Here is a 12923-nt window from a genome sequence, read left to right on the forward strand (position 1 = left end):
CAGAAAAAACCAAAGATGAAAAAACTATTTACACTAGCCATAATCTCTTTTCTGGGGTATAGTATTTACGGTCAGAGCACAGATGAAAATTACTTTAAAACTACCGCTTATAAAGCAGAGAGCACTCTAGGTCCTGTAAGTGATGATGATAAACTAGAGTCGGTGACCTATTACGACGGATTAGGGAGACCTAAACAGAGCGTAGTAAGAGGAGGGGAAAACGGAGATAAAGAGATCGTGACTCCATTTGTATATGATGATATGGGTAGGCATGCAAAAGAATACCTTCCCTATGCTAAAAATGTTACTCCAGGAGCAGAACTAGAATATACCTCTAATTCCAACGTTATCAATAATCTAACGACCTATTACACCAATACCTATCCAGCGGATATAGATCCAAATAACCGTAATCCTTATAGTGAAAAAGTTTTTGAACCTTCGCCTTTAAACCGAGTATTGGAACAAGGAGCACCAGGGGAGAGCTGGGCAGTAGACCCCTCGACAGATAATGATCACACCATTAAATTTGATCAGTTGACAAATGATGCTTTAGAGGTAAGGTATCACCGAGTTGTATTTCAAGACGCTTCCGATACTGAAAAACCCACTTTGGTAACCCAAGGATATTATGCAGAAGGGCAATTATACAAGCAAGTGACCAAAGATGAAAACTGGAAACCTGTCCAAGCTAACCCTAAAGCTCATACTACAGAAGAATTTACCAATAAACAAGGACAGGTAATTTTAAAAAGAACCTATGATAAAAGAACAAAACTTGATACTTACTATATATATGATCAATATGGTAACTTAACCTATGTTCTCCCTCCAGGAACGATAACAGAGTCATTTAGTGAGCCGATTGGTTTTGGGTTTACCCAAAATTATCCTTGGACACAATTGGTCATGGTGGATAATGAATTTGCAGATTCCTATAACGAAAGGCTTAGCGAATATGACAATGAGGCTATACTCAATGCAGACGTTGAAAACGAATATGGAGGACAAGGGGGGTTTAACATAAGTACTTCTGCCAACGGGGAAGAGTTAAGTCTTGGGATTAGTTTTACTGCCAATACTGCTTTTGAACTTAGAAATGGTAGTTTATATTCTTTAGAGGAGATAGGTTTTTTTGAAGATACAGAACTAGGAAGGGTTTCGGGCCAAGAGTATGAATATGTTTTTTTTATAGCTGACAATCAAATAATTATAGAAGGTTACGGAGAAGTGGCAAGTATTAATAAAACTTTGCAAAGCGATGAAATATTAACCTATAACAGAAACTACCCTTGGACGGATTACTTAGAAGTTTCTCTTGAAATAATAGACCAGTATGAATCAGGACTTGAGGGTTATTCCAATGCGGATATTTTAACTGCAAATATAGAGAATGATTATGATGGTTACGGCGGTTTGAATATATCTGTGGATGAGAACGACAATGTTACCGTTAACATCAATCATAGTTTGAATACTACGCTCAATTTGAAAGAAGGTGTGGTCATTTCTCTAGAAATGGAACGAAGACTAGCTGACAGACTTTTGGGGGTTTTATCAGGCAATGGCTATGAATATCAGATGTCTATTCAAAACAACAATTTATATATAGAAGGCGGAGGGGAGCTCTCTAATGCCAACGGCTTTTATACGGGTTTTGCCCCTGCACAAACCAATTTTAGTACCCCTGTTTTAGAAGGGCTTTGTTATATCTATCATTATGACGATAGAAACCGATTAGTTGAAAAAAAGATACCGGGCAAGGGCTGGGAGTATATTATTTATGACGATCAGAATATGCCGGTACTCACCCAAGATGCAAAATTGAGGGAAGACAATAATTGGCTGTTTACCAAATATGATAAACTGGGCAGGGTAGCCTATACAGGACTCCACCATTATGAGCCTAATTCTACGGCAAATGATAACGATGCCCGGGTAGAACTTCAGTCCATTATAGATAGCTATCCTTCGTCTAGTAGGGAAGAAAGGGTTGATGTGGTTAGTAATGACCCTGGCAAACATTATGGGGGAATGGGATACTGCTCTGATCCTCAGAATAGAGTAAAGACTTACTATACGAATCAGTACTATCCAAATTCGGGTCAAGATATAGTAGGGGAATCCAATATGACACTGTACAGGGTCAATTACTATGAGTATAACCCTGATGATTTAATACAGAAGTTCAGTTATCCTATTCCCTCTCAGGTATTTAATCAAAGTGTGACCGAAAGGACCCAAGGGCTTTTAATGGGTAACATTACCAGAGTGCTGAGTGAAGATTGTGCCCAAAAATTGATTTATACCATTTATGGATATGACGAAAAGGGAAGAATGATCTATCAGGCAATCAAAAATGAATATTTGAATACTGAAGATGTAACAAAGTATCAGCTTGATTTTATGGGGAATATAACCTTTACCACAAGTACTCATATGAAAACAGGCAAAGAACCTTTGGTTGTATCGGAAGAGTTTGAGTATGATTATGAAGGCAAGTTGATAAGGCAAAACGAGAATATACGAATAACACCGCCAGGCTCACAACTTCCCACCTATAACCATACCGAGGGCATTGTCAAGAATTTTTATAGCGACCTTGGGCAACTGGAAACCAAAATGTTGGATGTAGAGCCATATAATTCTGTAAGCTTATTATCCCCTGCATTACAGAAGGTAGGCTACGGTTATAACATTCGTGGATGGCTAAAAACAATTAACAACATAAGTGACCTGAACCATAACACTGCTCTGTTTGCATTTAACATTAACTATGACCAGCCAGAGCTTACTGGTGGTGTTCCATTGTATAACGGGAACATAAGCGAGACCCACTGGAAGACCAAGCAAGGGTTGCAGAACAAACGTTCCTATGTTTACACTTACGATGCGCTGAATAGGTTAAAGTCCGCAGGATATACCGGAGGCTCTTTCCAAAACAGTTTTTACAGTTGGGCAGAGAATTACAGTGTGGACAATATCACTTATGACCCCCGAGGAAATATCAAATCGCTAGATAGGTTCGGATATATAAGTTCACAAGCTGGTTATGCCAGTGTAGATTATATCGATAAACTTTCTTACTTTTATAAGCCTTTGAGTAATGAACTGGATAAAGTAATAGATACTGCTACCGATGAAGAAGGCTTTATGGATGGGGAAAATACTGATAAGGATTATCTCTACGATATCAACGGGAACATGGTAATGGATCAAAACAAGAAAATAGTGTCCATAGATTACAATCATCTCAACCTACCTACCCTTATCCAAATAGAAAGTGCAACTAGCACTAATATTAATTCTATACTCTATATTTATGATGCAACGGGTGTAAAATTGGAAAAGAGGGTGACCGACCATGATAATGAAATTAACGGGGAGCCAACCAATACAATTACCCAATATGCAGGGAACTATATTTATAAACAAGAGAACCAGTTGCAGGCTATGAATTTAAAGTTCTTCAGCCACCCAGAGGGTTATGTGGAACCAAAGGATCCTAGTAATTATGCGCAGGGGTTTGATTATGTTTATCAATATAAGGACCACTTAGGGAACGTACGACTGTCCTACTCGGACCTTGATCTGAACGGGGCCATCGACCCACAGACCGAGATCCTTGACGAGAAAAACTACTATCCTTTTGGACTTGAACACAAAGGTTACAACAATGTCGTGAACGGCACGAAAAACAACTACCATACATATTTAGGCAAAGAACATACTGAGAGCCTTGGTTTAGATATTTATGAAATGGATTGGAGGCAATATGACCCTGCGTTAGGGAGATTTAATGTTATAGATAAAATGGCATCTAGTTTTGCTAATCAAACACCATATCATTATGGGAATAATAATCCAATATTTTTTAAAGACCCAACTGGATTGTTTTCAACTGTGGTAAATGATGATGGTGAAGTTATAGACCACAAAGATGATGAAGATACTAATATTTACCTTAATAGTCGTAGCGGACCAATAGTTGGACAAGAAGAAGAGGGAAAAGAATATAACGTAGGAGACAAAATTTTTAATGTAGACAATAGTAATCCTGACTATTCTTTATTTTCTCTAATTGTTAATACAGCTTCAGCAACGACTTCTACAGCAGCAGTAGGTGTATATAAGATTCCTAAAGAAATTCTTGTATATGACGAATCTGGTAAAGTCATAGGAAAGTGGTTGACTGATATTAAAGTTCCCTTTAAAGCTCTTAAATTAGTAGATGGTGTCTTGCAAGTTGCTGGACCTGTTGCTGATGCAATAAGTGTTGGAGCTAACACAATAGATTTAGCTAATAGTAATATGTCAGTTGGTAGATATTCATTTAATACGATAGGTACAGGAGCAAGTCTTTATGCTACTTATGCTTATGGTGGACCTGCGGGAATAGCAGTAGGGTCATTAGTTTATGTAGGAGATTTAATAATAACTGCAGGTGAAGAAATATCAGAAGCTAAAAAAAATCATCCTAATCCAAAGATAAGGAATAGTAAATGGTACGATTTTGGAACAATGTTGAATGAAGTTAAAAATATTATGACGAATAGTATTTGGAAGTGGTAAGTTTTATTTATGGAAGAAAGATATAAGATTACTAAATTATCTGTATGGCGTTATTTTTATAAGATTGTAGTGATAACTTTTTTTGCTCATATCTTGACGGCTTTTGCTATAATATTCTTTAGAAAAATTATAGAATTAAATAGCATTATTTTAATATTACTAGCTGTTACATCAGCTTGGTTATTGTTTTTTATGTTGCCACTATGCATTCTATATTTTAATCACAGGAAGTTCAGTAAATCAGTTGTTTTTGAAATCAATGATAAAGATTACAGTTATAAAACAAAAACAGATGTAATTAACTTTAATGAAGAAGATATAATAAATATAAAGCTATGGTTGTCGCCGCCATCTTACGATAAGAGAATAGATTTTTTATATTTTGGTAAATATCATTTTGCTACGATAAATACAAAACAGAATAAATCATTTAATCTTTCTTGTCTTGTTTTTGATAAAATAGAGAGTGTTTTTGCAGAAAAACTAATTGAAAGAAAAAAGAAGCTATTCCCTATTATGAAATCACAATAATGCATTGAATTTTAGAAAACCACCTTTAACGAGGTGGTTTTTTTATGCGTAAGTATTAGGTAATGTAGTAAACTGGTTCTTTGTTAAAATATTTCGTGTTAGTTTCTGAAAGTCAATAAATTAATTAAATGTGAGTTCTTATAAAATCCCTTACTTTTGGTGTTTTGAAACAATATAAACTCCTTAGAAGTTATAAAATAAGACTTCTATATACCTACGTGTAGTAAATGTGTGCTTGATTATATTTGCAGTTATGGATTGTAAAAATTGTAATAGCAGCAACTGTATAAAAAAAGGGAAACGAAATGATAAACAACGCTATTTCTGTAAAGACTGTAATCTAAGTTTTCAGTTAGATTATGAGTATAATGCATATAAGCCACAAACAAATATGTTAATAAAAAGCTTGTTAAAAGAAGGCTGTGGGGTGAGGAGTATTTCTCGAATAATGAATATTTCCAGTAAAACCGTCCTCTCAAGAATACTGAAAATAAGCAAACAGGCTAAAGTTCCCAATTTTAATACATTGGGATGTAAGTTTGAAATTGATGAGATGTGGACATATGTAAAACAAAAAAAAGATTTCACTTGGATTACTTATGTAATAGAGAGAGAATCAAAAACAGTAATTGATTTTTTTATCGGTCGTAAATCCATAAATAATATAAAGCCATTGATTAATAAAGTGCTTTTGCTTCAGCCAAATAAGATTTATACCGATAGGCTAAATATTTATCCAAGCATGATCCCAAAAGAAATTCACAGACGATTTCAATATGCTACCAATAAAATCGAAAGAATGAATCTAACCCTCAGAACCCACATTAAGAGGTTAGGCAGAAAGACGATATGTTTTTCAAAAAAAACGCTTTACTTAGAAGCACATTTAAAGATATACTTTTGGGGGCATTAATTTTCCACTTCTTGAAACGACAATTATAGAATCACTTACGAATCTTGGCAAAGTAAATATTAAATCTTAAGAATTTTTGATTACTTAAAATTTAACTAACTTTACCGAAAGCTACAGGATGACCTCACGTTTTATTTTTTTATTCATTTTTTTTTCAGTTTTTTCAGCCTGCAAAACTGTTTCCATTGACCAGGACACCTATAGGATAACCAGTGATCCTGTGTTGTTAGGAAGTATAGGTACTGGTAAAGAATATATTCTAGAAGAAGATTATACTAACACCGCTTTCGTAGAATACCAACAGCCAATAAAGCTGAGCAGCTCTATTCTCCCTTTTACAAAAAGAACTTATAAGTTGTTTAATGAAGCCTCAAAAAAGCAACCTAGCGATCTAAAGATTAATTATACCGATTCTCTGGTCGAAAAACCTAAGTTTGTTCAATTGCATATTTCTGATAAAGTAACTGTCTTAGAACAGTTAAACAATAAAAATAACGAGGAATTGATAGACTATTTAAAAGTACAGCCCGAAGCTAAAATGGTGACATCGATTTCTTTGGCTTTAAACCAAGAAAAGTTAAATCAACTTCAAACGGCAGAAGGTGCTTTTTTAACTCAATCTGGTTATAAACATTATGTGATTAGCTTATATAAGGAAGGAGAACCAATAGATCAAATACAATTGAACGATGGGGCGGTTTTTGCTTACGAAACCAGTTCTTTCTGTTGGAAAGAAAACAAGAGACGCCAATTACAAATCGTGGATATTACCAATGGGGATCCCTGTCCTAAAAAAACATATTCCAACTCAAGAAAAGTAATTAAGGAAGAAAATTATTTTAAACTTTAAATTTCCTCAAATGAAAGCCCAGTTTCTTATAATTATTTTGATAGCCTCTACAATGCTAACTGGATGTGAAGATATTATTGAGGTAGATAATATTTCGGAAGAAAGGGTTAAATTATTGGCGCCAGCAGATGATGTGATTTCAAATAGCACTACCATATCTTTTAGTTGGGAAATGATAGAAGAAGCGGATGCTTATCAACTTCAGGTTGCTAAACCTTCTTTTGAAGAAGCCATTGAAATTGTTACCGATACCACATCCAGTTCCACCAGATATTCGGAAACCTATAGCGAGGGTAATTTTGAGTGGCGGGTAAAAGCTTTGAATAGTGCATATGAGACTGAATATACAACCCACAGCTTCTCGATCGTACAAGAAGAATAACCAAAGATGAAAAAGCGTACCAAAACATATGTTTTGCTAAGTATAGTGATTGTGGTATGGGCTATTATTGGCTACAAGGTTATTTCAGCTTTAAATCCAGATGAGCCCAATAACCAACATATCAAAAATTTTAAAACGGTTTTCAACCCGACAACTCAAGAGGAAAGGGACACTTTTTCAGTACAGCCCGTTAGAAAAGATCCATTCCTTGGTACATTATTGATAAAACCCGAGCCAAAGAAAATAACAAAATCTACCGTAAACGCAAAGAAAGTTCAGTGGCCAACGGTCAACTATCAAGGAATTGTCAGTAAAATGAGTTCCAAAAGGGATCAAGTATATATTGTAACGATCAATCAAGTTCAGTACTTGGCGAAGAAAGGTCAAATCATTGATAGTATCAAGGTAGTTAATGGAAATGAAAACCAAGTCGTTCTAAGGTATAAAAATGAACTAAAAACAATTTCTCTATAAAATTAAAATATGTTCTTTAAAGTAAAGGCAGGAGCATTGCAATTGACCATTTATATTGTTGTGGTTATAGCTATCCTTCTGTCCGTTTTTTTGATCTTGGTACATACCCAAAACTATTTTAAGCTTACACACGAGCAATTATTAAATGCCACTAAATTAAACGACAAAGCAATTTACCATTCTTTGCTCTATCATCCAATTCCTTTAGGAGACTCTATAAACCTTCAAATTTTCGAGAAGGAAAATATAGAAGTAAGCGTTAAAAGAACTTATTGGGGTATTTTTAGTAAAATCGAAGCGACAAGCACATTCAAAAGCAGTTCCATCAAAAAGATTTCCTTAACTGGTGCAAAGCAAGAACTGAATTCGAGACCCGCACTATATTTAGCAGATTTTAATAGACCATTGGTGGTGGTCGGCAATACGTATATTAAAGGAGCGGCTTATGTTCCCACACAGGGTGTTAGAGCAGGTAACATTAATGGTAAAAGCTTTTACAGTTCGCAATTAATAGAGGGACCAGTTTATAGTTATCCACGGAAATTACCCCAAGTCAGTAATGAGTTACAGCAGCAAATCAAATTCATTCCAGAAAAATTTAAAGAATTATCGGACTCTCATTTTTTGCCAAATACTATTGTTGATTCTATTAGTAATTCATTCCACTCTCCTGTCCAAATCTTATATGAAAAAAAAGCAATCAACCTTGAGCACTGTAGATTAACTGGAAACCTTATCATCCAATCGGATAACAAAATAACGGTTACCCTAACAGCTAAATTAACAGATGTCATTTTAATAGCACCGGAGATAGAAATAAAAGATAATGTAAAAGGAACGTTTCAAGCTTTCGCCACAGAAAAAATCAGTGTTGGAAAAAATGTAACTTTACAGTATCCATCCGCTTTGGTAATGAACAAAAAAGAAGAAAAAAAGGCATTGGATAGTACTAAAAACATAATTCACAATAATTCAAAAAGTCGTTTTAAAATCGATAAGGGTTCTGCAATTGAAGGAATTGTATTGGATCTGGGAGAATATAATCCGCAAAGCTATAATTCAGACATTTTAATCGAAGAGAACACAGAGATCCTTGGCGAACTTTATGCCACGGGAAATATTGAACTAAAGGGGAGGGTTAAAGGAACGGTGTATGCCAATAATTTCCTGACTAGGGAAAAAGGCTCTATTTACCAGAATCATTTGTTCAACGTAACCATAGATGTCAGTAAGCTACCAGAGGAGTATGTGGGTTTGGATATCGAGAATAAAGATAAAGGAATTGTGAAATGGTTGTACTAAAAAAAATAAAATCCTCGACACTAATGGAGACTTTGGTGGCTACCATAATCCTTATAATCATATTTGTGATATCAAGTTTAATTCTGAACAATATTTTTGGAGCCAGTATTCAGGGCGATAAAGAAAAGATAAATAATAGGCTAAAGGAACTGGAATATTTTTACAGATATGATAAAATAGAATTGCCATATGAAGAGGATTTCAATGGATGGGGAGTCTATATCATTTCTTATAAAGAAAGTAATCAACAGCTGGTGCGTTTCGAAATAACGAATAAAGACACTAATAAATCCTTGAGTTATAGCATATATGCAGAAGATTAAAAAAATACCTTCCTATACCTTAAGTGAGTTAATTGTAGTGATAATTATTACGAGTATTGTTGTGGGATTGGCATTCTCTATACTACGTTTGGTTCAGAATCAAATATTTTCTATAAGACAGAATTTTGAGAATACCACAGAAGTAAGAAAATTAGAGCAATCGCTAACTCTAGATTTTAATAGATATAAAACCATAAATTATGATCCTTTAAAAGACATCTTGTATTTTTCAACCCCGATCAATTCCACAAATTACCAATTTGAAGATGATTTTGTGGTAAAAGAGTTAGATACCTTTAGAGTTTCAATTAATAGGAAAATCTTTTATAAAATGGGAGAAACGGTTACCGATGGAAAAATAGATGGGACAAAGTTATTCTGCTCTAAAAGATATCAATCCAGAGAATTGTTTATATTCAAACAGAATGCTGCAATAGATTATATAGAAGAATGAGCTTTCGAATTAATGAGATAAAAGTAGAAGGTAAGGGAGGTGAAAATAAGACTCCAACTACCTCTATTTTAAAAAAGGAGATCGTACTCTTTGGAAATTCCTTCTCCAATAAAGTAAAAGAGGATTTTTATACAGAGTTGGGAGTACTCTTAAAAGCAGGTGTTTCTCTGAAAGAATCTTTAACACTATTAAAAAATACTCAAAAAAAGAAGATAAATAAAGAAACCCTTGAAAATGTAATTCACCAAATTATAGAAGGAAAAGGTTTTTCGGAGGCTATTCGTGAAGCAAAGTATTTTTCAGAATATGAATATTACTCCTTAAAAATTGGAGAAGAAACAGGAACTCTGGCAAAAGTGTCGGAGCAGTTAAGTGAATATTACTCTCGTAAAAATGAACAAAGAAGGAATATAATCAATGCGTTGACCTATCCGATAATTATTTTAAGCACTGCAATTTTGGTGGTGATTTTTATGCTTCAGTTTGTGGTTCCAATGTTTCAGGATATTTTTGAACAGCAAAACGTAGAATTACCATTTATTACGCAATTTATTGTTGATGTATCTGAAAAACTTCAAAAATTTGGGTGGTTATTTTTACTTGGTACTATCTTATTTTTTATCGGTTGCATTTTTTTGAACAAAAAAGTATGGTTTAGAAAAGCGAAAGATAAAGCACTTGTAAAAATTCCATTTCTCGGAGATTTTTATAAAACGGTTTACCTATCCCAATTTACTCAAGCCGTATCCTTGTTAATGTCATCAAAGGTTCCAATGGTTCACAGTATCCAATTGGTAAAGAAAATGATTAATTTTTATCCGTTACAAAAAGCTTTATCACAAGTTGAGAAAGATTTGCTACGAGGAGAGTCGTTAAGCAAAAGTTTAAAGGGACACCATATATTTGATGAGAAGATGATTGCTCTTGTAAAAGTAGCAGAGGAAACCAATCAAAATGAGTTTATTTTTGAAAGGCTGAATCATCAGTACAATACCCAGATGCAGCAAAAATCAAAGTTGCTTTCAACGGTTATGGAACCGTTCATAATTCTTTTTGTGGGAATCTTAGTTGGGGTAATCCTGATTGCGATGTACTTACCGATGTTTAAGTTGAGCAGTGTTTTAGGATAATTGCGAGCATATTCAAGAGCTAAAACTAAATCAGTAATTAAATTTTAAGTTATACCTGAGGTATGTGAAAATTTAATGTGGTACTATGAGAAGCTTATTTAGAGTTTAATATCTATAATATTATACTTTCTTAATAAAAATCTATTAATAGCAGATTTCCTAGTTAAGTTCATAAAATATGTTTTTTCCCCAATGGTAAAGTTAGGAATACTAAAATTTTTCACATAGTTTTTTGCTAATGCAAAATATCCACTTGAATATGGTTTGCTAGTGTTTTTGATATAGTACCAAAATATATCAGATTCTAACACTTTCTTTATAAACATAAGTTCCTCTTCATTTTCAGAAATCAAGGCGTAGCCATTATAGAATAATAAATCTTCATCGTTGGTAAATACGAAGTAGGGAGCATTGGAAATATATGGAAAAAGCAATTTAAGTCCTCGAATATTCAGTGCTTGGCTTCGACCATATGCAAACCAAGTTTCATATTTTTTATTTCCTTTATCTCTTTTTGATAATTCCTCTCGATAATGATTTAAGTAGTTATAAGCTTGGGGGAAATTTTCTCGGAAATTATCTTCTGAAATAACTTTTACTTTACGATTTTGATTATTGTAAAATAGATCATTATTATTTTCTTCAACAAAAATATAAGGAAAAATTATTTTTTCATTAAAGGTTTCTAAATCTACCTCATTTTTCAAGATATTAGGTTTTACAGCATTTCTACAAATCTCTTTCTCAATGCTATAATCTTTAGAATCTTTCTTAAAATAAAAATATTCATCATCTTCTCTAAGAGGAGTAAATAAATAAATATTATTACGAAGGGTAGCAAAACCATTTCTAATATTAAACAAATCTCCTAGTTTTTCTCCGGAATTCTCTAACCTTTTTAAATTTAATCTTGTTCTTGCATCATCAAGCTGCCACCCATGAAAATCATTCAAATCACCATAATCAAAATAAAGAAAATCATTCTCAGTTAAACTTCGTATATTTTTGGGTTTTGAGCTTGTGTAAATTAAATCTCCTGTTCTCTTGGATATTGAGCAAATGCAAGTATAGGTTAATCGAGATTTAAAAACTTGTTCACCGCCAAAATCTACTAATCTGAATTTTAAAGAATTTTCAGAAAAATACTTTCTTAAGGCTCGACCATTTAAACTTCTATAAAAATTGTTTACAGTTATATAACCTAATGTTCCGTTTTCAGCAAGCCATTTGAGACCAATTTCAAAAAAAGGAATATATAAATCTAGTTTCCCAGTAGAGGCAACTGACCAATTTTTCATAAGAGCTCTGGTGCGCTCTTCTAAGTTTGAAGAACCTACATAAGGCGGGTTGCTCAAAATAAAATTGAATCCTCCGTTTTCACTAATTGCTTTCGAATTTTCGAACCAATCAAATTCAAGAGAATCTCCATTGAATAAATTGAAATTTATGTTTTCTTTATCCTCTCCATTAGATATAGCTAATAAAGTCAATAAAATCTTGGTACGTTCAATACTATACTCAGTTATATCAATTCCGTAAAGATTATCTTCAATAATTTGAAGATAACTTTTACCTGTTTCTTTATTAATCTTCAGAGCATATTCAAATAAAAAACCTCCGCAACCACAAGCAATATCACAGGCAGTTAAATTTTCTAGGTTATTATAATTTTCAATAGCTTCAGACACTATATAATCTCTAATATATTTTGGAGTATAAACAGCACCATTAACAATTTTATCACTTGGAGAAATTACAAACTCAAAAAACTCTATCAACTCTTCTAGAGTAAAACTTCTATCTTTAAAAAAGTCTAAAAACTTATTCAACACATTTATTTCTTCATCTTCTGTAATTATATAACTATTAATTAGTTTGTTATCAATATTTTGAAAATTATTGACTTTCAAATAAGCAGAAACTAGAAGCCTGTTTATTTCTCTAATATTACTAGAATAGTGACTTAGATATTTTAAAATATATTGATTCATT

11 protein-coding genes are annotated in these 12923 nt (G+C 33.3%); 10 read left to right on the forward strand and 1 reads right to left on the reverse strand.

The features are described from left to right. Nucleotides 1-15 precede the first annotated feature (15 nt). The 10 genes from FT986_RS03610 to FT986_RS03655 all read left to right on the forward strand — a co-directional run bounded on the left by FT986_RS03610 (nucleotide 16) and on the right by FT986_RS03655 (nucleotide 10931). Entirely contained in the window at nucleotides 16-4572 is a 4557-nt protein-coding gene (locus FT986_RS03610) for a DUF6443 domain-containing protein (protein WP_187248563.1), read from the forward strand. Nucleotides 4573-4581: 9 nt separating this feature from the next. After that, entirely contained in the window at nucleotides 4582-5103 is a 522-nt protein-coding gene (locus tag FT986_RS03615; RefSeq protein ID WP_147863875.1) for a hypothetical protein, read from the forward strand. A 253-nt stretch (nucleotides 5104-5356) separates the two neighbouring features. Next, nucleotides 5357-6016 (forward strand): IS1 family transposase, encoded by a 660-nt coding sequence (locus FT986_RS03620; RefSeq protein WP_147863876.1) that lies wholly within the window; start codon nucleotides 5357-5359, stop codon nucleotides 6014-6016. Between the two features lie 220 nt (nucleotides 6017-6236). Further along, the gene (locus FT986_RS03625; RefSeq protein WP_147863877.1) at nucleotides 6237-6866 is read left to right on the forward strand and encodes a hypothetical protein; all 630 of its coding nucleotides are present in this window, start codon (nucleotides 6237-6239) and stop codon (nucleotides 6864-6866) included. Nucleotides 6867-6876: 10 nt separating this feature from the next. Next, nucleotides 6877-7248, forward strand: coding sequence for a hypothetical protein (locus FT986_RS03630; protein WP_147863878.1), 372 nt, complete (start codon nucleotides 6877-6879; stop codon nucleotides 7246-7248). A 6-nt stretch (nucleotides 7249-7254) separates the two neighbouring features. Then, nucleotides 7255-7722 carry a hypothetical protein gene (locus FT986_RS03635; RefSeq protein ID WP_147863879.1) on the forward strand — a complete coding sequence of 156 codons (468 nt, stop codon included), beginning with the start codon at nucleotides 7255-7257 and terminating at the stop codon, nucleotides 7720-7722. Between the two features lie 9 nt (nucleotides 7723-7731). Continuing rightward, the gene (locus FT986_RS03640; protein ID WP_147863880.1) at nucleotides 7732-9024 is read left to right on the forward strand and encodes a hypothetical protein; all 1293 of its coding nucleotides are present in this window, start codon (nucleotides 7732-7734) and stop codon (nucleotides 9022-9024) included. 23 nt (nucleotides 9025-9047) lie between these two features. Further along, the gene (locus FT986_RS03645; protein WP_147863881.1) at nucleotides 9048-9347 is read left to right on the forward strand and encodes a hypothetical protein; all 300 of its coding nucleotides are present in this window, start codon (nucleotides 9048-9050) and stop codon (nucleotides 9345-9347) included. Next, the gene (locus FT986_RS03650) at nucleotides 9334-9801 is read left to right on the forward strand and encodes a hypothetical protein (protein WP_147863882.1); all 468 of its coding nucleotides are present in this window, start codon (nucleotides 9334-9336) and stop codon (nucleotides 9799-9801) included. Before FT986_RS03645 ends, FT986_RS03650 begins: the two co-directional genes overlap by 14 nt. Nucleotides 9802-9938: 137 nt before the next feature. Continuing rightward, complete coding sequence (locus tag FT986_RS03655) at nucleotides 9939-10931, forward strand: type II secretion system F family protein (RefSeq protein ID WP_255505894.1); 993 nt, start codon at nucleotides 9939-9941, stop codon at nucleotides 10929-10931. Between the two features lie 98 nt (nucleotides 10932-11029). Here FT986_RS03655 and FT986_RS03660 read toward each other — a convergent pair whose 3' ends face one another. Beyond that, on the reverse strand, nucleotides 11030-12922 hold the full coding sequence (locus FT986_RS03660) for a class I SAM-dependent DNA methyltransferase (RefSeq protein ID WP_147863884.1): 1893 nt from the start codon (nucleotides 12920-12922) through the stop codon (nucleotides 11030-11032). Nucleotide 12923: the final 1 nt, after the last annotated feature.

This window comes from Mesonia sp. K4-1, from assembly GCF_008017825.1.
Classification (GTDB): domain Bacteria; phylum Bacteroidota; class Bacteroidia; order Flavobacteriales; family Flavobacteriaceae; genus Mesonia.

What these genes read in the sequence shown, in the direction of transcription:
- FT986_RS03610 (WP_187248563.1), top strand. Translation starts at nt 16, where the DNA reads ATGAAAAAACTATTTACACTAGCCATAATCTCTTTTCTGGGGTATAGT.
- FT986_RS03615 (WP_147863875.1), top strand. Translation starts at nt 4,582, where the DNA reads ATGGAAGAAAGATATAAGATTACTAAATTATCTGTATGGCGTTATTTT.
- FT986_RS03620 (WP_147863876.1), top strand. Translation starts at nt 5,357, where the DNA reads ATGGATTGTAAAAATTGTAATAGCAGCAACTGTATAAAAAAAGGGAAA.
- FT986_RS03630 (WP_147863878.1), top strand. Translation starts at nt 6,877, where the DNA reads ATGAAAGCCCAGTTTCTTATAATTATTTTGATAGCCTCTACAATGCTA.
- FT986_RS03635 (WP_147863879.1), top strand. Translation starts at nt 7,255, where the DNA reads ATGAAAAAGCGTACCAAAACATATGTTTTGCTAAGTATAGTGATTGTG.
- FT986_RS03640 (WP_147863880.1), top strand. Translation starts at nt 7,732, where the DNA reads ATGTTCTTTAAAGTAAAGGCAGGAGCATTGCAATTGACCATTTATATT.
- FT986_RS03645 (WP_147863881.1), top strand. Translation starts at nt 9,048, where the DNA reads ATGGAGACTTTGGTGGCTACCATAATCCTTATAATCATATTTGTGATA.
- FT986_RS03650 (WP_147863882.1), top strand. Translation starts at nt 9,334, where the DNA reads ATGCAGAAGATTAAAAAAATACCTTCCTATACCTTAAGTGAGTTAATT.
- FT986_RS03660 (WP_147863884.1), bottom strand. Translation starts at nt 12,922, where the DNA reads ATGAATCAATATATTTTAAAATATCTAAGTCACTATTCTAGTAATATT.